Annotated in this window: 27 protein-coding genes; 7 read left to right on the plus strand and 20 right to left on the minus strand. The window is 59.1% G+C overall.

Annotated features, from left to right (window positions below):
• Window positions 1-15: 15 nt before the first annotated feature.
• The 5 genes from cyoE to cyoA are packed head-to-tail and all read right to left on the minus strand — an operon-like array spanning window position 16 to window position 4,715.
• Window positions 16-912, minus strand: coding sequence for a heme o synthase (cyoE, locus tag QK296_RS24635; protein WP_282391565.1), 897 nt, complete (start codon window positions 910-912; stop codon window positions 16-18).
• Window positions 870-1,208, minus strand: a complete 339-nt coding sequence (gene cyoD / locus QK296_RS24640; RefSeq protein ID WP_019821483.1) for a cytochrome o ubiquinol oxidase subunit IV — start codon at window positions 1,206-1,208, stop codon at window positions 870-872. The genes cyoE and cyoD overlap by 43 nt, the downstream gene beginning before the upstream one ends.
• Window position 1,209: 1 nt before the next feature.
• A complete protein-coding gene (gene cyoC, locus QK296_RS24645; RefSeq protein WP_020303216.1) occupies window positions 1,210-1,824 on the minus strand; it encodes a cytochrome o ubiquinol oxidase subunit III in 615 nt (204 codons plus the stop codon).
• Between the two features lie 3 nt (window positions 1,825-1,827).
• Entirely contained in the window at window positions 1,828-3,801 is a 1,974-nt protein-coding gene (cyoB, locus tag QK296_RS24650; protein ID WP_003190468.1) for a cytochrome o ubiquinol oxidase subunit I, read from the minus strand.
• A 2-nt stretch (window positions 3,802-3,803) separates the two neighbouring features.
• The gene (gene cyoA, locus QK296_RS24655; RefSeq protein ID WP_238344585.1) at window positions 3,804-4,715 is read right to left on the minus strand and encodes a ubiquinol oxidase subunit II; all 912 of its coding nucleotides are present in this window, start codon (window positions 4,713-4,715) and stop codon (window positions 3,804-3,806) included.
• A gap of 409 nt (window positions 4,716-5,124) precedes the next feature.
• Here cyoA and QK296_RS24660 point away from each other — a divergent pair, with 409 nt between their 5' ends.
• Together QK296_RS24660 and QK296_RS24665 are read left to right on the plus strand one after the other, a co-directional pair.
• A complete protein-coding gene (locus QK296_RS24660; protein ID WP_003190472.1) occupies window positions 5,125-5,439 on the plus strand; it encodes a hypothetical protein in 315 nt (104 codons plus the stop codon).
• 779 nt (window positions 5,440-6,218) lie between these two features.
• Window positions 6,219-6,488: a DUF6555 family protein gene (locus tag QK296_RS24665; RefSeq protein ID WP_082628773.1), complete on the plus strand. Its 270-nt coding sequence runs from the start codon at window positions 6,219-6,221 to the stop codon at window positions 6,486-6,488.
• Between the two features lie 54 nt (window positions 6,489-6,542).
• Here QK296_RS24665 and QK296_RS24670 read toward each other — a convergent pair whose 3' ends face one another.
• The 4 genes from QK296_RS24670 to QK296_RS24685 all read right to left on the minus strand — a co-directional run bounded on the left by QK296_RS24670 (window position 6,543) and on the right by QK296_RS24685 (window position 8,438).
• Window positions 6,543-6,830 (minus strand): hypothetical protein, encoded by a 288-nt coding sequence (locus tag QK296_RS24670; RefSeq protein ID WP_169855222.1) that lies wholly within the window; start codon window positions 6,828-6,830, stop codon window positions 6,543-6,545.
• A gap of 147 nt (window positions 6,831-6,977) precedes the next feature.
• Window positions 6,978-7,529, minus strand: a complete 552-nt coding sequence (locus QK296_RS24675) for an ATP-dependent Clp protease proteolytic subunit (RefSeq protein WP_192001895.1) — start codon at window positions 7,527-7,529, stop codon at window positions 6,978-6,980.
• A 53-nt stretch (window positions 7,530-7,582) separates the two neighbouring features.
• Window positions 7,583-7,933, minus strand: a complete 351-nt coding sequence (locus tag QK296_RS24680; protein ID WP_019821493.1) for a general stress protein — start codon at window positions 7,931-7,933, stop codon at window positions 7,583-7,585.
• Window positions 7,934-8,261: 328 nt separating this feature from the next.
• A complete protein-coding gene (locus QK296_RS24685; protein WP_019821495.1) occupies window positions 8,262-8,438 on the minus strand; it encodes a general stress protein in 177 nt (58 codons plus the stop codon).
• A 419-nt stretch (window positions 8,439-8,857) separates the two neighbouring features.
• Between QK296_RS24685 and QK296_RS24690 the strand changes: the two genes are divergently transcribed.
• Window positions 8,858-10,381: a sensor domain-containing diguanylate cyclase gene (locus QK296_RS24690; RefSeq protein ID WP_282391578.1), complete on the plus strand. Its 1,524-nt coding sequence runs from the start codon at window positions 8,858-8,860 to the stop codon at window positions 10,379-10,381.
• A gap of 28 nt (window positions 10,382-10,409) precedes the next feature.
• On the opposite strand, the gene QK296_RS24695 is transcribed toward QK296_RS24690, so the two are convergent.
• The 3 genes from QK296_RS24695 to QK296_RS24705 form a co-directional block, all read right to left on the minus strand.
• The gene (locus tag QK296_RS24695; protein WP_165861668.1) at window positions 10,410-10,559 is read right to left on the minus strand and encodes a hypothetical protein; all 150 of its coding nucleotides are present in this window, start codon (window positions 10,557-10,559) and stop codon (window positions 10,410-10,412) included.
• A gap of 99 nt (window positions 10,560-10,658) precedes the next feature.
• On the minus strand, window positions 10,659-11,117 hold the full coding sequence (locus tag QK296_RS24700; RefSeq protein WP_282391589.1) for a GNAT family N-acetyltransferase: 459 nt from the start codon (window positions 11,115-11,117) through the stop codon (window positions 10,659-10,661).
• Complete coding sequence (locus QK296_RS24705) at window positions 11,114-11,566, minus strand: helix-turn-helix domain-containing protein (protein ID WP_282391591.1); 453 nt, start codon at window positions 11,564-11,566, stop codon at window positions 11,114-11,116. The genes QK296_RS24700 and QK296_RS24705 overlap by 4 nt, the downstream gene beginning before the upstream one ends.
• Before the next feature lie 81 nt (window positions 11,567-11,647).
• Here QK296_RS24705 and QK296_RS24710 point away from each other — a divergent pair, with 81 nt between their 5' ends.
• Window positions 11,648-12,136, plus strand: a complete 489-nt coding sequence (locus QK296_RS24710) for a DUF2938 domain-containing protein (protein WP_282391593.1) — start codon at window positions 11,648-11,650, stop codon at window positions 12,134-12,136.
• A gap of 6 nt (window positions 12,137-12,142) precedes the next feature.
• Here QK296_RS24710 and QK296_RS24715 read toward each other — a convergent pair whose 3' ends face one another.
• Together QK296_RS24715 and QK296_RS24720 are read right to left on the minus strand one after the other, a co-directional pair.
• Window positions 12,143-12,598, minus strand: coding sequence for a GNAT family N-acetyltransferase (locus tag QK296_RS24715; RefSeq protein WP_282391595.1), 456 nt, complete (start codon window positions 12,596-12,598; stop codon window positions 12,143-12,145).
• Between the two features lie 62 nt (window positions 12,599-12,660).
• The gene (locus QK296_RS24720; protein ID WP_056784109.1) at window positions 12,661-13,353 is read right to left on the minus strand and encodes an alpha/beta hydrolase; all 693 of its coding nucleotides are present in this window, start codon (window positions 13,351-13,353) and stop codon (window positions 12,661-12,663) included.
• A gap of 231 nt (window positions 13,354-13,584) precedes the next feature.
• On the opposite strand from QK296_RS24720, the gene QK296_RS24725 reads away from it, so the two are divergent.
• Window positions 13,585-14,424: a DNA/RNA non-specific endonuclease gene (locus QK296_RS24725; protein ID WP_282391597.1), complete on the plus strand. Its 840-nt coding sequence runs from the start codon at window positions 13,585-13,587 to the stop codon at window positions 14,422-14,424.
• A 3-nt stretch (window positions 14,425-14,427) separates the two neighbouring features.
• Here the strand turns inward: QK296_RS24725 and QK296_RS24730 are convergent, their stop codons facing one another.
• Window positions 14,428-14,646, minus strand: a complete 219-nt coding sequence (locus tag QK296_RS24730) for a hypothetical protein (protein WP_003190486.1) — start codon at window positions 14,644-14,646, stop codon at window positions 14,428-14,430.
• 235 nt (window positions 14,647-14,881) lie between these two features.
• On the opposite strand from QK296_RS24730, the gene QK296_RS24735 reads away from it, so the two are divergent.
• Together QK296_RS24735 and QK296_RS24740 are read left to right on the plus strand one after the other, a co-directional pair.
• The gene (locus tag QK296_RS24735) at window positions 14,882-15,325 is read left to right on the plus strand and encodes a YetF domain-containing protein (RefSeq protein ID WP_034134983.1); all 444 of its coding nucleotides are present in this window, start codon (window positions 14,882-14,884) and stop codon (window positions 15,323-15,325) included.
• A 135-nt stretch (window positions 15,326-15,460) separates the two neighbouring features.
• Window positions 15,461-15,610 carry a hypothetical protein gene (locus QK296_RS24740; RefSeq protein WP_003190489.1) on the plus strand — a complete coding sequence of 50 codons (150 nt, stop codon included), beginning with the start codon at window positions 15,461-15,463 and terminating at the stop codon, window positions 15,608-15,610.
• 137 nt (window positions 15,611-15,747) lie between these two features.
• Here QK296_RS24740 and QK296_RS24745 read toward each other — a convergent pair whose 3' ends face one another.
• The 5 genes from QK296_RS24745 to QK296_RS24765 form a co-directional block, all read right to left on the minus strand.
• Entirely contained in the window at window positions 15,748-17,619 is a 1,872-nt protein-coding gene (locus QK296_RS24745) for a D-arabinono-1,4-lactone oxidase (protein WP_057710077.1), read from the minus strand.
• Between the two features lie 125 nt (window positions 17,620-17,744).
• On the minus strand, window positions 17,745-18,071 hold the full coding sequence (locus QK296_RS24750) for a hypothetical protein (protein WP_003190491.1): 327 nt from the start codon (window positions 18,069-18,071) through the stop codon (window positions 17,745-17,747).
• Between the two features lie 466 nt (window positions 18,072-18,537).
• Window positions 18,538-19,878: a cytochrome c gene (locus tag QK296_RS24755; protein ID WP_282391601.1), complete on the minus strand. Its 1,341-nt coding sequence runs from the start codon at window positions 19,876-19,878 to the stop codon at window positions 18,538-18,540.
• 16 nt (window positions 19,879-19,894) lie between these two features.
• Complete coding sequence (locus tag QK296_RS24760; RefSeq protein ID WP_282391603.1) at window positions 19,895-22,132, minus strand: molybdopterin cofactor-binding domain-containing protein; 2,238 nt, start codon at window positions 22,130-22,132, stop codon at window positions 19,895-19,897.
• Window positions 22,132-22,590, minus strand: a complete 459-nt coding sequence (locus tag QK296_RS24765; protein ID WP_137205193.1) for a (2Fe-2S)-binding protein — start codon at window positions 22,588-22,590, stop codon at window positions 22,132-22,134. The genes QK296_RS24760 and QK296_RS24765 overlap by 1 nt, the downstream gene beginning before the upstream one ends.
• Window positions 22,591-22,971: the final 381 nt, after the last annotated feature.

Here is a 22,971-nt window from a genome sequence, read left to right on the forward strand (position 1 = left end):
GCGCTGCCCGCAGAGCTACCTCAGTACTGCCAACGCCAGGTTAAGCGCCAGCACCAGCACTATCGAAAACCCGAATATCCTGCGCGCCCAGGCGGTCGGGTCAGTCAGTCGTGTGCTGTTGGCCGCCAGGGTGAGCCAATACCCCCCAAGCCCGAGCATCACCACAAAATACAACGCCGCCATCTGCGCCACCGCGCCCAGCATCAGAGCGCTTGCGAGGAAGGCCAGCATGTACGCCAGTATCTGCCGGTGGGCTTGGGCCAGGCTCAACAGCGGCAGGCCTGCGGCGCGGAAATCCTCGCGGCGCATCACGGTGATCGCGTGTGAATGCGGCATCTGCCAACAACAGAACACCACGATCAGCAGCAACGCCGTGAGGTCAAACCGCCCGGTGACCGCGCAATAGCCGATCACCGGCGGCATCGCCCCGGAGACGCTGCCGATCAAGGTGGCCCAGTGGGAACGCCGCTTGAGCCAGTAGGTGTAGACCCCCGCATAGATCACCAGCCCGACCATTGCCAGCCCACACGCCAGCGCATTGCTGCCGCCCCACAGCAAGCCAAAACCGCAGGCGCCCAGGACGATCCCATAGCCGGCGGCAGTGGACACCCTGATGGTGCGCAATGCCAATGGCCGATGACAGGTGCGCACCATGCGCCGGTCGATGTCGCGGTCAATGCAGTTGTTGATGACACAGCCGCAACCGATTACCAGGGCCGTGCCGAGCAGGGTGGCAAGCCCGTGCGTCACCGAGGCCACATGCCCGCTGGCGGCAAGCAGGTAACCGCCCAGCACCGAGGCCAGGTTACCGACAATAATGCCCGGCTTGGTGAGCTCGATGGCGGTATTGAACAGCCCCCGCCAGTGTTTCAGTGCGCCAGCATGTTGTGATGAATACTGTCCATGATCCATAACGAAAGCCCCACCAACAGAAGAATGATGACCGCCGAGAAAATCAGCGCAATCAGGTTCCAGCGTTGTTCCTCGGCCGTGTCCAGGTGCAGGAAGAACTTGAGGTGGACCACGATTTGTATTGCGCCCAACGCCACCACCAGCCAGGCGGTGAAGGTGCGCGGCAGTGACGGGAACATCACCAGGCCGAACGGGATCAGGGTGAGCAGTACTGACACCAGGAACCCGACCAGATAGGAGCGACTGCTGCCATGGCTGGTACCGGCACTGCTGTGAAGCGAGCTTTGCTTGTACATGTCACACCACCCCCAACAGATAGACCACGGTAAAGACGCAGATCCACACCACGTCCAAAAAGTGCCAGAACAGGCTCAGGCAACTGAGCCGGGTGGCGTTGGTGCTGGTCAGGCCGCGTTGCTTGACCTGGACCATCAGCACCGCCATCCAGATCAACCCGGTTAACACGTGCGCGCCGTGGGTGCCGACGAGGGTGAAGAAGGCCGTCAGGAAGGCACTGCGGTCCGGCCCGTAGCCTTCTGCGATCAAGTGGTGGAATTCGTTGATCTCCATGGCGATAAAGCCCGCGCCCAACACGAACGTGAGCCCCAGCCAGCGCAGCACATCGCGTTGCTTGCCGTGGTTCATGGCGAGCATGGCGTAGCCGTAGGTGATACTGCTCAACAGCAGCAGCATGGTTTCGGCGAGCACATAGGGCAGTTCGAAAATATCCATGCTCGACGGCCCGCCCGCCACGCTGTCGCGCAATACGGCGTAGCCGGCGAACAAGGTCGCAAACAGGATGCAGTCGGTCATCAGGTAGATCCAGAACCCGAACAGGCTCAGGGAACCGGCGTCTTCATGCCCTTGTTCGTGGGTATGGGCGATGTCTTTTTCCATAACGATATTGGACATGGGTCAAGCCTCTGCCAGGTCTTTGAGACGTGCCGTTTCGATGCGCGCGACTTCCTGCGCGGGCACGAAGTAATCGGTGTCTTCGTCGTAGCTGCGCACCACGAACGCCACCACCGAGGCCACCAGGCCGAACGCCGCCATCCACCAGATGTGCCACACCAACGCAAAGCTGCAGACCAGCGCAAACAGGCTGATCACCAGGCCCGACGCGGTATTGCGCGGCATGTGGATGCTGCGATAGTCGGTGTGGCTGAGGGTGCTGACGCCGCGCTCCTTCATGCCCCAGTACGCGTCCAGGTCATTGACCTTGGGCTGCTCGGCGAAGTTGTACAGCGGCGGCGGAGACGCAGTGGCCCATTCCAGGGTGCGCCCGTCCCACGGGTCGCCGGTGAGGTCGCGGTATTGATGACGGTTGCGGATGCTGACAAACAATTGCAAGGCTTGCGCCGCCACGCCGCAGAGGATGATTGCCACCCCCACCAACTCCAGCAGCAGCCAGGGCCGCCATTCGGGGTTGTCGAAATGATTGAGACGGCGCGTCATGCCCATGAAACCCAGCACGTAGGAGGGCATGAACGCGAAATAAAAGCCCACCAGCCAGCACCAGAAAGCGATGCGCCCCAGCTTGTCGTTCAAGCGGAAACCGAACGCCTTGGGGAACCAATACGTCAGGCCGGCCATATAGCCGAACACCGCGCCGCCGATGATCACGTTGTGAAAGTGCGCGATCAGAAACAGGCTGTTGTGCAGCAGGAAGTCGGCCCCCGGCACCGCCAGCAGCACCCCGGTCATGCCGCCGATGCTGAAGGTCACGATAAAGCCCAGGGTCCATAGCATGGGCGTTTCGAAACGCACGCGGCCGCGGTACATGGTGAACAACCAGGTGAAGATTTTCACCCCGGTGGGCACCGCGATGATCATGGTCATGATGCCGAAGAACGCATTGACGTTGCCCCCCGCGCCCATGGTGAAAAAGTGATGCAGCCACACGATGAACGACAACACGGTGATCGCGATGGTCGCCCATACCAGCGACACGTAGCCGAACAGCCGCTTGCTGCTGAAGGTGGCGGCAATCTCGGAAAACACCCCGAACGCGGGCAGGATCAGGATGTACACCTCCGGATGCCCCCAGGCCCAGATGAGGTTCACGTACATCATCGGGTTGCCGCCGGCCTCGTTGGTGAAAAAATGCATGCCCAGGTAACGGTCCAGGGTCAGCATCAACAGGGTGGCGGTGAGGATCGGAAATGCCGCCAGAATCAGCACCGACGTGCACAGCGCATTCCAGGTGAACACCGGCATCTTGAACAGCGTCATGCCTTCGGTGCGCATCTTCAGGATGGTGACGAAGAAATTCACCCCCGTGAGCAGCGTGCCGATGCCGGATATCTGCAATGACCAGATGTAGTAATCCACGCCGACGCCGGGGCTGTAGCCCAGCTCGGATAACGGCGGATAAGCCACCCAACCGGTGCGCGCGAACTCACCCACCCCCAGCGAAATGTTCACCAGCGCCGCACCCACCACGAACAGCCAGAAACTCAGGGCGTTGAGAAACGGATAGGCCACATCGCGAGCGCCGATCTGCAACGGCACGACGATGTTCATCAAGCCGACCACGAAGGGCATGGCCATGAAGAAGATCATGATCACACCGTGGGCGGTGAAGATCTGGTCGTAATGTTCCGGCGGCAGGTAACCCGGCCCGCCGCTGGCGGCCATGGCTTGCTGGGTGCGCATCATGATCGCATCGGAGAACCCGCGCAGCAGCATCACCAGGGCGACGATGATGTACATGCAACCGATCTTCTTGTGGTCTACCGAGGTGAACCACTCGCGCCACAAATAGCCCCACTTGCGTTTCCAGGTGATCGCGCCCACCAGCGCCACCCCGATCAGGCCGACGACGGCCAGGGTGTACATCACAATGGGTTCAGTGGTTGGGATCGCGTCCCACGACAGTTTTCCGAACATGGTTACCGCTCCTCAGCCAGCAGACTTGGGTGTTGATCGGTGCGTTGTGCAGCGTCGCTCAAGGGCGAACGCCGGGGTTTATTGGCCTTGTTCATGCCTTCGTATTTGTCGACGATGTCCAGGAACAGGCGCTCCTGTACCGCCGAGTAATAGGTCACGGGGTGCTTGAGGGTGGGCTTGGCCAATTGCGCGTAAGTGCTGTGGTCCAGAGGCGTGGCCGCGCCCTTGACCTTTGTCACCCAGCTCTGGAAGTCGGCAGCGCTCAGCGACAGCGTGGTGAAATGCATGTCGGAAAAACCGGGGCCGTTGTAGTTGGCGGCAATCCCCCTGAACTCACCGGTTTCGTTGGCGATCAGGTGCAGCTTGGTCTGCATGCCGGCCATGGCGTAGATCTGCCCGCCGAGTGCCGGAATAAAAAACGAGGTCATGGCCGCGTCGGAGGTGACGGTGAAACTCACCGGCGTGTGCACCGGCAGGGCCAGCTCGTTGACGCTGGCGATGCCCAGGTCAGGGTAGATAAACAGCCACTTCCAGTCGGTGGCCACCACCTGCACATTGATGGGCGGGGTGTCTGATTCCAGCGGGCGATAGGGATCGAGTGCGTGGGTGGTCTCCCAGGTCACCCATCCCAGGACGATGATGATCAGCAGGGGAACGCCCCACACCACCGCCTCGATTTTGTGCGAGCTGGCCCAGCGGGGGGAGTAGCGGGCTTTTTTATTGGTGGCGCGGTAGCGGTAGGCGAAGACGAACATCATCACGATCACCGGGACGACCACCAGCAGCATCAGGCCGGTGGCGAGAATGATCAGGTCGCGCTCATCGGTTGCTACTTGCCCCTTGGGGTTGAATACCACCAGGTTGCAACTGGTGAGTAAGAAGAGGCTGGTAATAGTGACCAGGCAATAACCCATCGCTCGTTTCATGCCTTGCTCCTGTGTTGGAAACTTGCGTTTTGCTGCGCCGAATCAGTGCTCAAGCGTTAACTAAGCGAAGCGCTTGTTAACCTCAGACGCCGCCAGGTGTTAAACACTCGGCAATAAGGTGCCGTCAGTAGACAAAGTGCTTCTACTGCTCGGTTCTATTAGCTTTTGCTGCCGCTCTGCAGGGCGCATTTCGCCGCGCTCCCGAATATTTTGAATAGAGCCCGGTGGGTTGGTTTAACAATTTGTTTCCTCGCCTGACGAACGGTTTAACAGGCGAAACGGTAAAGGGTTTTTATCGGTGCATGATGGAATTGGCCTTGGAAAAAGTCTGAATTCGGGTTAAGAAGTTCAGTCGTTAGTTGATGGCCAACCCCACTAACGGTTTTGGAGAAGCGCTATGTTTATACGTGGCAAAACCTATGAAGCCTGGGCCGCCAAGGCACTCGACGAAGAGTGCTTTACCCAGGAGGTTGAAAACGGCTGCCATATCGAAGTCAGGGCCCGGGAGCGGAAAGATGGCGATATCGAAGTGCTGCTGTGCGTCTACACCGCGACGGGGCAATGCGTGGTTGAACGTACCAAGCAATTGTCGGGCGCCGAATGGACGGTGCGGGACGCGCTCAAACGCGGCATTGATCAGGCGGAACGGATTGCCGGTGGTGAGTCCGGCCGACTGCCCTGTGCTGATGCGCACTTGCACGACGACGATTGAAGGGTGCGGTCGACGGTCGAGACCTACCTGAGGCCCCGCGCTGCAACTGTGAGCGGGCTTGCTCGCGAAGGCGGCCTTACAGCCGACGCCTAACTAACTGACGCCCGCAATTTAATGTGGGAGCTGGCTTGCCTGCGATGGCGGCCTAACAGTCAACACAGTTGGTTTGTGTACATATCCATTGCTGTGGTTACGGCCACTTAGGGGGCCGCCCTGACGGCGGGTCACTTTGGAAAAGCCCCAAGGTAACCAAAGGGCTCTTGCCCCACCACTCGGCACCTCGCTCACGCTCGGTATGCCCGAACACAGGCTTGAATCCGTGGGCCGCCGCCACGCGCCATCCATGGCGCGGGGCGGCTAACCCGGCGTCCTGCCGGGTTACCCACGAATTCAAGCCTGCGTTCGGCCAGCGTGGTTTAACGGGGCGCTTAAGATCAAGATCACAAGCAGATCAAGAGCAAGATCACGAGCGGCTCGCTTCGCATCGTGGTTACCGTCGGTCGCTACGTCACGGGAGCAAGCTCCCTCGCCACAGGGTGTAGCGCCGCCGCAAATAAAAAAGCCCGCACGGAGTGCGGGCAAGACAGGAGTTTTTTACCAAGAGCCTGGAGTGAACAGACTCACTACTAAGAAACAAAAGACGCATGAGCGGTTTTATTTTTTTAATGCGAGGCCGACGAACGGTAGTGCGACGGCAAGTGTGTGATCGTCGTCATTCAAACATTAAAAATTCTGAACCTTCGTTCTGAGCAAATAACAAAAAATCAGAAGGAGAGGTTATGAAAAATTCTTTATATGTCATCGAATACGAATACCACCACGAGCCTAAGTCTTTCATTATAAGAGCGGAGGTGATGAATAACGCAGAAGCCTGGCATTGGGCCTGTTGCGATGCAGGCATTGGCATTATTCCCAGGTCGCGTAATGAAAAGATCAAACGCATCAGCAAACCGCTGGCCGAGCGCTACGGTCTTGAGAATGTAAGATGGCGTCCGTCTGGGAGTATCCCGTTTATTGCAAAACCCTATGTACCACCGTCCCCCGAATGAATGGGTTTTTAATGGATGATGTGCATTAGGGGGCGGCAGGAACGAGGCAAGTGTTTACTGTTTTTTGCGTCGCTCCTGCAATATGCACAATTTTTGCACGCTGCGTTGCAGCGCCTCTTTCATGATGTCGGCTGCATACTGTTGCCTGCACGCCGGGCACAGCATGTCTGACGCTGGCGACATCAGGTAGTCCGGGTCATCCAGCGTTGATTCATAAGGCTGTTTGCAGTGCAGGCAACCTCGGTTCGCTTGTAGATGCGTCACATCGATTCCTCCCTGAATGAAACGGCCACTCTCAATTAAGAAGTGGACGTTTTCAACTGCTAAAAAGGAAGAATTCAAACAAGCGCTTAGTTGATGTTCTATTGCCAGTATTTTGTGGTGATAGTTAGGTAGTTGCGGGCGCGTGCGCCCGCTCGGTTCGTGGGGTCAGGTTTTTGCCGTTCTGCTGCGTACTTTTCGTGTTGTGCAGTTTTTGCCTGATAAGCCCTAGGAATGAATGAAGCTGCTCACGAATTCCGCCTTGACCATGGGAAGTTCGATCCCATGGATCAAGCCGGCGGTGAGCGCTTGTTGCGGGTCGAGAATGCGTGGCGCGGCGATCAGGTATTTTTCGGTCTCCAGTTTTTCGACGGCATCGGCGGTGCGCTCGGCGACGATGCGTGCGTACAACTGCAAGTCGTAATCGAGGCTCATCGCATATTCGGACATGCGCGAGTGGTCAACCGCGCCTTGCACATGCCAGTGGAAGGGGTGGAACAGGAATTTACTGTGTTTGCAGGCGGTCCTGCGCTCACCGGCCAGGAAGATGATATTGCCCATGGATTCCACGGTGCCGAGGTTATGGGTATGCACCGGAATCGGCAGGGACAATAAAAAGTTGTACATCGTAAAGCCGTAGCTGCATTCACCACCCATGGTGGCGATATTCAGTACCAGGCCCTGGGCATCTTGTTGTACGGCCAACGAGGCTTTTTCAATCAGTTGGCTGCACGTAGAAGCGGTGACCGGTGCGGTGAAGTTGATAATGTGTAAAGGCATGGTGTCCCTCATCAATGAAAGCAGGGGAGCACGGCTCCCCTGCATCAAGCACATCAGCTTTTGCGCCCGCCGCCGTGGCTGTGTTCGCCACCTTTACGCCCGGCTTCGGAAGCTTTTTCACGGTCGTTGGCAAAATTGCCGCCACTGTTCTGGCCGCCTTTGCTGCCCGCCTCGGCGGCGCGTTCGGGGTCATTCTTGAAATTGCCCCCGCTGTTCTGGCCGCCTTTGCTGCCGGCTTCAGCGGCGCGCTCGGGATCGTTCTTGAAGTTCCCGCCACTGTTTTGGCCACCTTTGCTGCCGATCTCCTGATAGAACTCTTTGTCATGGGACGCAGAAGTGGCCTCGCCGCCTTTTTTACCGGCTTCGCTGACGCTCATGTTGCCTTGCTTGTCTTGAGTAGTCATGTTCAGTTACCTCGTCGTTATGTCGGTAATGTAACGTTCACTTCGATTGTGCTTGAAGCGTGCACTTGGTCGCGGGCATCAAGCTGCACGATTACAAGTGCCTTTCACACAAGGGTGGCGTTTTAGATGCACTTATCGTGGCTTCGGCTTGTTCAGCAAGTTGCTGATGTTCGTAACACGCAGACGTATTAGAACGCAGGCCGGTCCTTGCTTTAGTTTGCACTTCTACAATCGGCCTGCGAGCTGGCTCGCCGCGCTGATTATCAATGGACGCACGCATGATGAATGCCCTTTGTTAACAAACGGAACAGCGGTACTGCCCGTGTGGTCAGGACTTACGCCCCCCACCATGACTGTTCTGGCCGCCTTTACGCCCGGCTTCCGAGGCTTTCTCGCGGTCGTTGGCGAAATTGCCGCCAGAGGCCTGTCCACCTTTCTTTCCCGCCTCTGATGCTTTTTCGCGATCGTTGGCAAAGTTTCCAGGGTTTTTATTGCTCGTCGTCATAACAATACTCCCAGTTTTGAAATGTCGTTTCGCTAGTTGCCCGTTTATGCAACGGACATCTTTTCTGATAAGGGCAGGTGCGCAGATGTTTTGAAATTTTTTTAAAAGGGCGATGAACGGTAGAGTGGCAGATGAAACTTGTACAAGTAGGCTCAGAAAGTGCCGCTTCGTATAAGTTTTTCTGCGTCGATTGATATTGAATTAATAGCGACCTTAACGGTTGGTTTAGCATTCAATACCCTGTTTTGATAGTGGTCATTAAAGCCGCTGGCTCCTCTGGCCGGCGCTCAGCCGCACACTCTGTTGCTGCAGCCTGCACGGACTGCTTGTATGCTGGCACTCTGGAACCGGTTGCCCCTGTGAGTACCGACGTTCGAATGATGGCTGGAATGGAAACCGGACTTCCTTAAGGTGCTGACGTGAAGCGTGATACCCGTCTTGTGATGCTGTTGCTGTTGGTAATCGGCTGTTCCCTGACTTCGCTGACGATTTGGAAAGTCCTGTCTTCCCGCGACCGTGCGCTGGCGGAAGTGGACGTGCATGGCTTGAACCTGACCCAGGCCCTTAACACCTATACCGAAGGCATCGTGCGGCAAAGCTCGTTGCTGTTGCTGGGGTTGGTGGAGCGCCTGGAAACCGAAGGCAGTGGCCCGGTGCAAATCCAGCGCATCAGTACGCTGATCAACCGACAGCAGCCGCTGATGCCGCAGCTCAGCGGCATCACCATTTATGATCATCAGGGCCGGTGGCTGCTGTCTTCCAATCGTGCGATTCCGGAGGGCGCCAATAGCAGTGATCGGGCCTATTTCATCCACCATCGCGACGATCCGAGCGCTGAACCTTTTATTGGCCCGCCGATTCAAAGCCGCGCCAACCATGAATGGGTGGTGACCATCAGCCGCCGTTTCAACGACGCGGCCGGCAACTTCGCTGGCGTGGTCGCTGTGACCCTGGGGGTGGAAAACTTTCTGCGGGTATTCGGCAAACTCGATGTGGGCCAGGAGGGCGCCATCGGCCTGTCCTACGCCGACGGTACGTTGCTGGTGCGTTACCCCTTCCGCGAGCAGGACATGGGCCGCAACTTTTCCTCCTCGCCTATTTATTCCAAGTACCTGGTCGACCAACCGGTGGGCACTGCGGCCTATACCTCCAGCCTGGACGGGGTAGAGCGGCTCTATGCCTTTCGCAAAAGCGAAACCCTGCCGCTGATCACTACGGTCGCGTTGGGCAAGCACGAAGCCCTCGCGGCGTGGCGCATCGAGGCGGCGCTGTCAGCGGTCGTGGTGGCGGGGCTGTTGGGGCTGACGGGGCTGATCGGCTGGTTTCTGATCCTGGATATCCGCAGGCGTACGGCGGCGGAAGAGGCGTTGCGTGTCGCCCAGCAACAGTTGCTCGACTCCAATCGGCAATTGGCACTCTTGGCGAAGAAGGACGCGCTGACCGGCCTGGCCAACCGCCGCTGTTTTGATGAGACGCTGGCCGTGGAAGCGCGCCGGGCGCAGCGCGAGGGTACGTCGCTGGCATTGCTGATGCTCGATATCGACCATTTCAAACGCTTCAATGATGCCTTTGGTCATGTCGCGGGAGATGCGTGCTTGCAGGCGGTCAGCACGCTATTGGAGTCGTGCGTGCGGCGCCCGTCGGACCTGGTGGCGCGCTATGGCGGAGAAGAAATGGCGATCATCCTGCCCGCGACTGACAGCACAGGCGCTGCGGTGGTCGCGCAACGCATTCTTTCGCGTCTGCAGCAGGAGAACATCACACACCCAGGCAGCCCCTTCGGGCACGTGAGTGTGAGTATCGGTGTTGCGACGGGCATGGGCTCACGGCTGGCGCCGGTGTTGGGGCTGGTGGAGGCCGCAGATGCAGCGCTTTACGGCGCGAAGGCGGCGGGGCGAAATGGGTTCAACGTGCATCCTGCGGACATGATTTCGAATGGCTGAAAACGGCTTGTACCTGGAGGTTGGCGACTCACATCCCAAGCGTCGGGATCATGAGTTCACCGCACTCCATCAATTGGCCAGCGGTGACTTGCAGCTGCGGGGTGGGTTTTGCCGCATAGCCTGCGATGAAGCCGGCACTTAGCAGTGCCAGGCAGAGGACGGCTTTTTTCAGAAGCATGCGCGGGGTCTCACAATCGGTTCAAAGGGTGAACCACAGATTGCACATTCAAGAGAAGGTTCCTGCGTAGGGGCCCCGGCAAGGCCGCTGTTTGCCGGATCACCGGGGGTAGGGCCGTGGGTTAGGCGAGCTAACAGATGCCCAGCGCATTACCTTTTCTAGGTGACCCGTGTGTTCGTCCCGCTGTTCGCTGAGGACGATAAATCCGTGCTTCTGGTAGAAATGAAGGCTGGCAACATTCTGCGAATACACGCTCAGTTGAAGAGCGGCTCTAGACCCCATGGCATCCTCCAGCAACTGCGTGCCTACGCCGCGGCCCTGATGAGCAGGTGAGACAAATAGCGCTGCCAAGGTGTTTTCATATACGCAACTGAACCCCCGGACTTGTCCATCAACCTCAAACACGCGTGTCACGGCGCTTGGTAGGTAGATCTCGCGCATGGCGCCCAATTGTTTATGCCAGAACTCAGGGGTAATGAAGTGGTGGGCCAGGGTTGACGCTTGCAACCAAATGTCCAGCACAGGTTCTACATCAGCGTTTCGAAAGTCGCGAATCATACGGCCTCAACGTTTGAGTGTGCAGGGCGAACACCGGCGGGGCGGTGGGCGCTGTCGCGTTTAAAGACCCCCGCGGCAGCGATTTTAAGCAGCCGACGAAAGTTCGGGCATTGCGCGTGATCAGGCGCAGGGCAGGCTGCCGCGTGCCGCAAGCCACGGCTCATGGCGCGCAGTTGCCTGACCGTCGCATCAATCTCGTCGGCCTTGGCCAGCAGCACCGCTCTGTCCACATCAGCCTGGCCGTTTGGCGATAGCATGGCCTGTATTTCATCCAGCGAAAGTCCACCCGCCTGCCCAAGTGCAATCAGCGCTAACTGCTCAATCACCGCCGCTGGAAACTGGCGGCGAATACCGGCCGGGCTGATCGAGGTGATCAAGCCTTTCTTCTCATAAAAACGCAAGGTATGGGCAGGAACTCCCGTGCGCTTGACGACCTCTGCGATATCCATTGGTAACCCATTGACTTGAAGTTGACTTCAACTTCTATGATGCCTGCGCACGTTCGATGGGTCCATGAATAAGAGGTAGATATGGCAGCGCTGGAAGTGGTCGCACAGGTTGTGTTGTTAGGGGCGGGAGCTACCGCCGTGATGGATATGTGGATGCTATTGATGAAGGCTCTTGGCGTTCCGACGCTGAATTTCGCGTTTGTGGGGCGTTGGGTCGGTCATGCGTGCCAAGGGCGGTTTGTTCACGCCAGCATAGGGCAGGCGTCATCCGTTCGAGGTGAAGTGGCCCTGGGCTGGGTCGCGCATTACGTCACCGGCGTTGTTTTTGCGATCACGCTGGTGTGGGTTGAAGGGATTGCCTGGCTGCAGGCCCCCACCATTTTGCCGGCACTGATACTGGGTGTGGTGACAGTGGCCGTCCCGCTGTTGCTGATACAGCCTGCGATGGGGGCCGGGTTTGCATCCTCCAAAACAGCCGCGCCAGGCAAGAATTGCCTGCGCAGTGTGATCAACCATGGGGTGTTTGGGGTGGGCCTTTACTTGGCCGCGCGGCTGATTGCCTGGACCTGAGCGGGATCAATGGACGAATTTGACGTAAATGTGTTCAGGGTCATCTTCATCCAGATTCTCGATCTGCCCGCTGGGAATAAAGCCAGCTTTCATCAGTAGGGCCTGTGACGCTCTGTTGGAGGCATTGGTCGACGCGAACAGCTTGGGCGTCTTGCAGGCTGCTTCGGCCGCTGCCAGCAGACGAAGGGCGACGCCCTGGCGCTGGTACAGCGGTGAAACCACCACCAGGGCAATAAACCCATGGTTGAAAAAATCGTGGGTGAGCACCAGGTAGCCGGCGCACAGGTTAGCGTCGGCGGCTACCAGGCATTTCTGGCGAACCACGGCGTCATAGATAAACACGCGACGGCTGGCATGCTCGGTTGCGTAGGCATCCAGTGCGACCAAGGCATGCACGTCATCGGGGGTGGCTTGGCGGATCAGCCAGTGTGGGGCAGCGGGGGGCAGAAAGTATTCAGTCATGGTCGTGGAGCATCCTCTGTTTAAACACTTCATTACCCCCCCCCCCGAGCTTGATTACATCATCACGACAGCGAACACGCCGCCTTATCGATAAACGCAGCGACTTCTGCCGGTCTGGACGCCAGGGAGGCGTGGCTGGCATCCAGTGTGAGGGTTTCCCGAGTGCCCAGGCGTTTGGCCATGCGTGCCTGGTTGTCGGGATGGATCATGCGGTCCTGGCTCGAAATCTGGTACCAGGACGGTTTGTTCTTCCACGCCGGGTTGCTGACCACATCGCCAAAGGTGCTGGCCAGCGGGGCCTTTTGGGTAACCCCCATGACTTGGCCTTCTTGCCGGGGCAGGTCCTGGCAGAAGCTGTCGTGGAACCGTTCAGGCTTGACCCACAGATAACCGTCGCTATCAGGCGCCAGGTTAGGGGCGGCTTCGGGCAGATGTTCCTGGGTGATGCCGCCAGGGCTTTCGCCGTCATCCGGGGCGAATGCCGCGATGTACACCAGGCCTGCGACATTTGGTTCGTTGCCCGCTTGAGTGATGACGGCGCCGCCATAGGAATGCCCCACCAACAACACCGGGCCCTTGATTTGCGCAACCATCTTGCGGGTACGTTCTGCATCGTCGGCCAGCGAGGTCAGCGGCATCTCCACCGCATGCAAATCGGTATAGCCCTTGTTGTGCAGTTCGATAATCACCCGATTCCAGTGCGCCGCACCGCCCCAAAAACCATGGACCAAGACAATTGCCGGTTTCTCACTCATGTGTAAGTTCCTTGTGCATTGATGAGGTGGTGCTATCGCTCGCCTAAGGGCGGCGTTATGGATAGCACAGTTATGGCTGCGATGGCGCGCGCGGGAGTTACGTTCGTCGGCCTGGTTGCTGTCGTTGTTTAGAAATGTTTATGTGATTCAATGGTTATCTCGGCTTGCGCAGGACGCGCATCGGCCGAGGCCATTCAGTCTCTTAGAAGATTCATCCCAAGGAGTAACACCATGCAAGGAAGCACATCGTTCAAGTACCTGGCGTTTTCGTTGATCCCGTTGATGGTTGCCTGTACCACACCCTCGCGCCAGTCCGCCGTCCTCCCTGCGCCAGCCTTGCCGTTCGATAACTGCGCGGTTGGCTGCCCCACCGGCGGCAGCCCAGTGACGTTGAACCGCCAGGCCTACACGTTGAACAACAACGGTTCGACCAAGTTTGCCAATTGGGTGTCCTACAAGATCACCAAGGCCACGGCGGCCAGCGGGCGCTCCCGTGACTGGCGCACCGACCCGGATATTCCAGCCGGGGAAACCCTGGACCCGGTGGATTACAACGGCGCCAACGTCGCGCTCAAAATCGACCGTGGGCATCAGGCCAACCTGGCTTCGATGGCCGGGGTGGCCGATTGGCAAACGCTCAACTACTTGTCGAACATCACCCCGCAAAAGGCCGAGCTCAACCAGGGGCCGTGGGCGCGCCTGGAAGACCAGGAGCGCAACCTCAGCAAGGAACCAGGCGTCGATCAGGTGTATGTGGCCACCGGGCCGCTGTATGAGCATTTTGTCGGCTCGTTGCCGGGCACGAACAAAGTGCACACCATCCCCAGTGGTTATTGGAAAATCATCGTGGTCGGCAGTTCGCCGGAAACGGGCCTGTACGCCTCATTCGTGATGAACCAGGAAACCCCCAAGGGCGCAGACTTCTGCGATTACCAGGTCACCGTGGATCACATCGAAGAGCGCTCCGGGCTGACGTTCTGGAGCACCTTGCCGCAAGCGCTGCAGGCCACGCTGAAAACCAGGCAGGGCCAGTTGCCGAATCGGATCGGCTGTAACCGCACCAAAGCCTGACGCCTAGTCGGCACACACCAATGAGGGCCTGCGGCTGCTGTTCTTGCCCAGGCGCTCATGCGTGGCGACGTCTGTGGCCTGTTCACGCAGTGCTTCTTCCAGTGCTTGCAAATGCTTGGACAGGATCTTCACCGACCCGCTCGGGTTGGCGGGGTCAAAGGGGATCCGGCCATTGGCAATCAGCACCATGGCCAATTCCCAGGCGCGTTGTGAGTCGTTCATGACAGGGGTTTCCTTCTTCAACGTGGTCGATATAGACGTGTGACCCGCTTCAAGCGCCCCTATATCAATTGGGTTTCTGCCGAAATTTCGATCACTTCAACGCTTCAGTTGCGCTGGAACCATCATCTTTTTAGATGGTGGCCGGGGCGAGTCGAAAGAATGAACCTGAGCGGCGCGGTGGTCACCTAATCCGTATGAATCGGTCGTTTCCCATTCACTGTTGCGAGGGTCAACCATGGACTCTGTACTGCGGGCTATGGCGATTTACCTGGTACTGCTGGTGCTGTTCAAGGTTGCCGGCAGGCGCACGCTGGCTGAACTCACCACCTTTGACCTGGTGCTGTTGATGGTCATCGGCGAGGCCACCCAACAGGCGTTGCTGGGCGAAGACTTCTCGATGACCAATGCTGTGCTGGTCATCGCCACCCTGATTGCCATCGATATCGGATTCTCGCTGGTCAAGCAGCGTTCAGCCTGGTTCGCGCGGGTGCTCGATGGCGGGCCGACGGTGCTGGTCGAGCAAGGCCAGGTGCTGCATAAACGCCTCAAGCATGCGCGCCTGGACGAGGGCGACATCCTTGAGGCGGCCCGGTCCACCCAAGGGCTTGTAGAGCTCAAGCAGATCCGCTTCGCGATTCTTGAGCGCAACGGCAAGATCTCGGTGATCCCGTTTGAATAACACGCGGCCCCCATTCGTCAGCCAAGGGGCTATTTTTTGAACGCCAGCGCCTCTATTCCAGACAGATAGATCATGGGCGGACGAATCGTACTTTCGTCACGCGTACATCACTCACTCATCAACAGGTGAACCCTCATGAAGAAACTCTATATGTGCCTGGGTCTATGCAGCGCGTTCATGCTACACGGCTGTTTTGACAACGCCGATAACGCCACCAAAGACAACAACAGTGGCACCCAGTCGTCAGTGCAGATGCAGGAAGGCAAGGCGGACGAGAGCAAATAAGCCGTCCAAACAGCCGACGCTTAACTCAAGGGTACTCATCGCCCGAATGTGGGGGCTGGCTTGCCTGCGATGCAAACACCTCGGTACATCAGACAAACCGAGTCGATGAATTCACAGGCAAGCGCACAACACCCCTGCTACGGCATGTCTCCCAGCAGCGTCGCGACAAAGTGGTTGTGGAATCGACCCGCTGGATCACAGGCCTTGCGAAAGGCGTTGAAGGCCGCAGTTCTCTCGCTTCGGCGCTGTGCAAGGTCCTTCAGGAATTCCGGGTTGAACGGCTCAGAGTAAGTTCCCGAGGGTTGAGCCGGGTTGTAAAAACCGAACATTTTGCCGGTGTGCGGCATGCCACCCAGGGCAACCCAGTCTCGTTCAATATCCGCAAAAAAGTGCAGGAGGCGATCCGGGTAGTCAGACGCCGCCACAGCGGGTACGTAACCGATAAGATCCAGGTTCACGAAGGTAGCGTCTGGGGTTTGCGTGTACGTCCCGGCCAACGCTGTGTCCCCACCACGGACGAAGCGGAACTCCAGCGGGGCAACCACCAGGAAGTCGCTGGTACTCTTGATCCGTGCCTTTACGGCGTCGAGTCCTTGCCAGGCTTTACTGAGGCCTTCGTCATCCAGAGCCGGGAGCTCGATAAAGTACGACATGAAAATAACGCGTGAGGCCTTGGTTAGCCACAAGTCTGAGTAGACCGCCGCGGCTTGATCAAAAAGCGTTTCGATCGTAAGGAACCCAGCGTCGATGATTGCACTCGCCGTTGTCGTGTTATTGCCATACTGGGCGGCGATGAGGGGCGGCTCGATGATGGGCTCAAACGGTATCAGGTAGGGTGCTCCGAATACATTCTCTCCCGCCAGGGCACAGGCATTCGGTACGCTTGTCTTCAGGTTGGGAACCTGGGTCGCAGGGGAAGCAACCACATCCCACCACAAGATCAGGAAATTGTCGGTGTAGGGATTGAGAAAGGATTCGACGCGGTCATGGTCCGTAAGCAGCGCCTTGAACCGGGCGATGAAGGTTGGCTCGTCAGCGCAGACAACGTTGGTGTCTTTGCCTGCATTCAACGTGGTTGCCCATGGGCGGGGCAATACATCCAGAGTCACTGAAGTGACAACGCCCAACGCACCGAGGGAGACGCGTGCAAATTGCAAGGGCGACCATCCGTCGACTGCTGGCGTCTGTGCGTCAATGGTCCGCACCTGGCCGTCCGGCCCCATGAGGGTGAACGCCGAAGCGGTTTCGGCAAAAATCGGTGCGCGGATGGTTGCGCCGTGGACATCGACAGCGGTCATGCCCCCCAGGCTGAAGAAGCCGCCGGCGGTCGCGGTCTTGAGCATCAGGTCATGGGCGGTCAGGAAGGCATCCAACTCATCCTCGCGCACACCCGTGTTCACGGTGATCGTATGTGGGGCGGTGCCCAGCACAATAGACTCATCCCCGTTCGGGCCCAAGTCTGCGTAACAGGCGAGGTCGATGAGCCAGCGGTGGGGGGCTGGGGCGATGCGATTGTCTTCGGCAACCAAGGCCGGTTGCGCGTGTCGTTGGCCCGATACGCGTACTGTCGCGCCTGCCGCGCCGGCCTGGCGCACGATGTCTTGAAGCGCTGCCAGATGGGTTGGGGAGAAGTAGTATTGACCATCGATTTCCAGGGTGTCGACGATGTTCTGAGCCCAGTTTTTCCACGGTAGCGGCTGAACCTTGAAATTCAAGGTTGTTCCCGTGACTTCATAAGCGGCCAGCCTGCCGTTATTGGCCGACTGAACTAAAGGTTCTCCTTGATTTTGGATGCCTGCGACGGCGGACACATAAGGCGTGACGCCAATTGCATCCGCGGGAATGCCGAGCAATGCAAGTGAAGGACTGACCCTGTACACACCATTTTCGAAGTTGCCACTGTTCCAATCGCAGGTATGCCATTGGCCGGCCGAATCAAGCCACTGAATCGAAAAGTTCATGACAAAAATGCCGTTGTTAAGGCAACCAATGCGTTCGACTTGTTTCATGTTGGTTTCCTGTTACGTGGTGTTTAACGTCAGGTGAGTTGAGAGTAAAAAAGAAAGCCGGCGCCAACTTCCAACGGCAAGTCACGAAAAGTGGGGGCCGGATACCCCGTGGTAAAGAACTTGATTTATTCGATCAAGTTAATCGCAAAGCCGATGAGGGTTGTTCCTACCGCATCGTAGGTCGCGATCTGGCCGTTTGCGGCAAACCCCACAAACGGCGTGCCTTGGCCTGATGACCCGGCCAGTGCATGCCCATACACCGTGACGGCCAGCGCGTCTGAAGGCACGCCGATGGTTTCCAGATTCGGTGTGGTCCGAGACTGCGCCACCGGATAGTCACCGCTACTCCATTGGGACGTGTACCACTTACCGTCGCTCTTGAGCCATTGGACCTTGAAGTTAAACACGTAACCGCCTTTGTTATTGACGGTGATTTTTTGAACTTGTCTCATGGTTATCTCCTGCTGAAGCAATAATTTTATATGAGCACGCCTGCGCCCTTTTGCGTGGCGATAAGACGTGTTTATTAAGGGCGTGAATTGCACTGCTTAGAGGCAATGGGAGACGCAGAAATCAAATAGGTCGCCTCGCTCCCTATTTACTGATTACTGTCAAGTGAGTGAGCCTGTTTTCGCGCACTGACCTACAACAACGAGTAGATTGGATAATCCATTTATAACGTTCGATAACGTGGGCAGTTGGATCATATTTAGCGGGGGGTAGCCTCCGTGGCTGCTGGGTGATTCCTTTCTGATACTGAGGGGAGGTTAGTCGCGGTACCGATTGCTCGCCAGTGGGGCAGAAAACTATTTGGCTATATGCTCCATTTCGGAAATACCAGTCGTTTCGCTGCCTGTGCTCAGAGGCAGTGCACCCCTTGGGCCTATCAACGGCCACAAGCGCTGCACCGCCTGGTCCTCAGCGCATATGCAAAATAATCGGGCTACTGCTCGCAGGGTCCGTATGCCCGCGCAACTTGCTAACAGCCTTCGCATCGACCGCGCCGCCGTGGTTGCCCCAGGTACCACGCACGTAGCTCAACACGTCGGCGATTTCCTGGTCGGACAATTGCTCACGAAATGCTGGCATGCGGTAGGCGTCCGGCATCCCGGCGGTGACCACACGTTGCGAGCCGTTGAGGGTGATGTTGATCGCCGAAGCATTTTCCGTGGCCAGGGCCGAGGTGGCGCCTGCCAGGGGTGGCATCCAGTCGGGTTGGCCTTTGCCGTCGAGGCCATGGCAGGAGGCACAGCGGGTGGCGTAGGTGTGGGCGCCAGGGACATCCGAGCGCGCCGTGACTGCCTGATACTGCCAGGGGCTGCCGTCACGCTGTGGGTCGCCGGGCAGTGACTTCAGATAGCGAGCGATCGCGGCCAGGTCATCGTCCTGCATGAACTGCGTGGAGTTGTTGAAGGCCTCGGTCATGGAGCCATAGACCACGGCATGCTGGTTGCGACCGGTCTTGAGGAACTGCACGATCTGTTCCTCACTCCAGCGGCCCAGGCCGGTGTTGTGGTCCTGGCGCAGGCTGGGGGCGTACCAGCCGTCGAGCAGGGCACCGGCCAGGAATGGCGCGCCGGATTCGTCCAGGGCTTTCTCGTTGAACGCTAGCCCGCGTGGCGTGTGGCAACTGCCGCAGTGGCCAGGGCCTTGCACGATATACGCGCCACGGTTCCACAGCGCGTCCTGGCCGGGCTTGGCGGCGTAGGTCGCGGTGGGCGCAAACACACCGTTCCACAGGGCGATGGGCCAACGCAGGTTGAGCGGCCAGGGAATGTCGCTGGGCAGGTTAGGTTCGTTGGCCGGTTGCACGCCTTTCATGAAGAACGCGTACAGCGCCTGTATGTCGTCATCGCTGAGTTTGACGTAAGACGGGTAGGGCATGGCCGGGTAGAGCCGTCGCCCACCCGGCGCCACGCCGTGGCGTACCGCGCGGTCGAAGTCGGCCAGGCTATAGGTGCCGATGCCATGCTCGCGCTCGGGGGTGATGTTGGTGGCGTGGATCGCTCCCAGCGGCGTAGCCATTTCCAGGCCGCCGGCGAAGGGCGTCTTGCCTGGCAGGCTGTGGCAGGCCACGCAGTCACTTACGCGGGCGACGTATTCACCGCGGCTGACCAAGGCGGGGTCGAAACTTGTGCTTTGCTGTTGTTCAAAAGGCGAGGCGGGCTGGCGTGTGACGTACCAGGCCAGCACGCCAGCGGCGACCACGCAGGGCAGCACCAGCCACCCTGCGGTTCTTGCGAATCGGCGGTTATTCATGGGCATTCCCTGTCGGTTAGCTGAAGGTGTAACGGCTCAAAGGCAGACTACGGATGCGTTGGCCGGTCAATCGCGCCACGGCATTCGCCACGGCGGGGGCCACAGCTGGCAACGGCGGTTCGCCGATGCCACCCATCTTTTCGCCGCTCTCTACGATCTTCACGTGTACCTGCGCCATACGCGAAGGCGGCAGCACTGGATAAAGGTCGTAGTTGCGCGCCCGTGGCTTGCCATCCACGTACACCGCTTCCTCTAACAAGGTTTGCGACAGGCCCAAGGCCACGGCACCGTTGACCTGCGCCTCCACAATCGCCGGGTTGACAATGCTGCCTGGGTCAATTGCTTGCCAGATGTGATGAACCTTGACCTGGCCGTTTTCGATAGACACCTCGGCCACCACCGCTGCATGGGAGCCAAATGGCGAAGCCATGGCTACGCCGCGTGCACGGCGGGTGCCGTCTTCGGCGGTGTAAGGCCCACGCTTCCAACCGCCAGACAGCTCGGCGGCCGCTTGCAGCAGGGTGGTCAGGCGCGGGTTGTCGCGTAGCAGGTGCAGGCGCAGTTCATAGGGGTCATGGCCGCCTTTATCGGCCAGTTCGTCCAGGAACGCTTCGTAGAAAAAGTCATTGAGCGAGTTACCCACCGAACGCCAGTAACCGAGCATGGCCGGACCTTTGACGTAGATCTGCGCAATGCGTTTGTTGGGGATCGCGTAGCTCTTGCCCGACAAGCCTTCCAGGGCGGTAGGGTCGATGGCGTCGCCCTGTTTGCCGGCGATGGCTTCGGTGGGGCCTTCGGTGGCGCTCACCGCTTCGATGGCCACAGGCAGGCCTTTGTCATCCAGCGCGGCGCGGAATTTGACCACGGCGACCGGGCGCAATACATCGCGCACGAACTCTTCTTCACGGCTCCAGATCAGCTTGATCGGCCGACCCACCGCCTTGGCCAGCGCGATGGCCTGCGGGTAAGGGTTGGCGGAGTCATACAGGAAATGCCGGCCGAAAAAACCGCCCAGCAGCGGCGAGTGCAGGGTGATTTGCTCAGTGCTCAGGCCGGTGCGTTTGGCGATGTCGGCACGGAACATATCCGGCGCCTGGTTAGGCAGCCACACCTCCAGCGTGCCGTCGGGGTTAAAGCGTGCCAGGGCTGAAGGCGGCTCCAACTGGGCGTGGTTGAGGTACTGGTTGTGGTAGGTGGCTTCGACGCGGGTCTTGGCGCTGGCCAGTGCGCCGGGCACATCGCCTTCGTTTTCCTCATCGCGGGCCGGGCCTTGCTGGGCGGCAAGGAAGTCGCGGTACTTGTCGCTGGAAAAATCCGCCGGCATCGCCCGCACGGTGGAGTCGGCGGCGGCTTCCAGCCATTCCACCTGGATGGCTTCGACGGCGCGCTTGGCATGCCACCAACGTTCGGCTACCACCGCCACGGCGCCGGGCAGGGTGTGAACCGAATGCACGCCTTTCATGGCCTGCACCTGCGCCTGGTTGCGCAGGCTGCCCACGGTCATGCCCAGGCGCGGCGCGTGTTGGACCGCCGCGTGGAGCATGCCGTCGATTTTCAGGTCGATGGTGTACTGCGCCTTGCCGGTGGATTTGTCATAGGCATCCAGGCGCTTGACCGGCTTGCCGATCCAGCGGAACTGGCTTGGGTCGCGCAGGGTGATGCTGGCCGGGTCGGGCACCGGCATATCCAGGGCGCGCCCGGCCAGTTCGCCGTAGCCCAGGGAGCGACCGGAAGCGGCGTGCACCACGCGACCGGGTTGGGTGGTCAGCTCGCTGAGCGGTACGCGCAGTTGCTCGGCGGCAGCTTGCATCAGCATCGCGCGGGCGAGGGCGCCGAGGCGGCGCATGGTCGGGTAGCTCATGCGCACCGACATGCTGCCGCCGGTGATGCGCATGCCATTTTCCATCACCACGTAGGCTTCGCCGGGCGGGGCCGCTTCGACGATGAACGTGGCCGGGTCGGCATCCAGCTCTTCACCGACGATCTGCGCCATGGCGGTGTGGGTGCCTTGGCCGCCTTCCATGAAGGGGCTGAGCAAGCGCACGCTGCCGTCGGGGCGAATTTCCAGGAAGGCGGGCACTTGAGTACCGCGTTCAGCCGCAGCGCCGGTCGCGGCTTGCACGCGGGAGGTGCCCAGCGGCAAGCCGAAGCCGATCACCAGCGCGCCCACAGCGGTGCTGGCCAGGAAGCGGCGACGGGACAAGTTGATTGGTTCGCCCAGGGTAACGCCGGGAATGATCTCGGTGGTGTTCATCAGGCGGTCTCCTTCCCGGCGGCCAAGGCATCCATGGCGGTATGGATGGCATTGTAGGTGCCGCAACGGCAGAGGTTGACCATCGCCGCGTCGATCTGCGCCTTGGTTGGCGCGGGGGTGTGCTTGAGCAGCGCGGTGGCCGCCATCACCTGCCCGGACTGGCAGTAACCGCATTGCGCCACTTGATGTTCGACCCAGGCCGCCACCACACGCTTGCCCACGTCATCGGCCTCCACGGCCTCGATGGTGGTGATCTCACGACCGACCACGCCGGCCACGGGCGTCACGCAGGCGCGTACCACGTTGCCGTCCACCAGCACCGAACAGGCGCCGCACTGGGCCAGGCCGCAGCCGTATTTGGTGCCGGTCATGCCCAAGTTATCGCGGATCACCCACAACAACGGGGTGTCGGCTTCGGCATCGACCTGATAGGCCTTTTGGTTGATACGTAATTCCATGCGGGCTCACCTGCTGATCATCGGTTGGTGGTGCTTTTTCTTATCAGGGACGTGCGCGGTGGCATGCCCTGGTGTCGCTCATGGGCGACGGGTTATGGCGGCGGGGTTGAGAACCGGTTTCATCTTGGCCACGCGCGCATGGTTGGACTCTAGACCACGGCGCAAGGGGTATCTATCCCGGCAGGCGATAAGTCGGAGGATCAGGCAAGTATTCGCGAGGATTGAGCGATAGAAGCAGTGGCTGATCCGAGATTTTGACTGAAGTCCCGGCATCTCTGTGGGAGCTGGCTTGCCTGCGATGGCGCCCTGACAGCCGACGCTGTTATACCGTGTACATATCCATTCCTGCGGTAACGGCCACTTAGGGTTCCGCTCTGACAG

Source organism: Pseudomonas sp. AL10 (assembly GCF_029960685.1).
GTDB lineage: Bacteria > Pseudomonadota > Gammaproteobacteria > Pseudomonadales > Pseudomonadaceae > Aquipseudomonas > Aquipseudomonas lactis.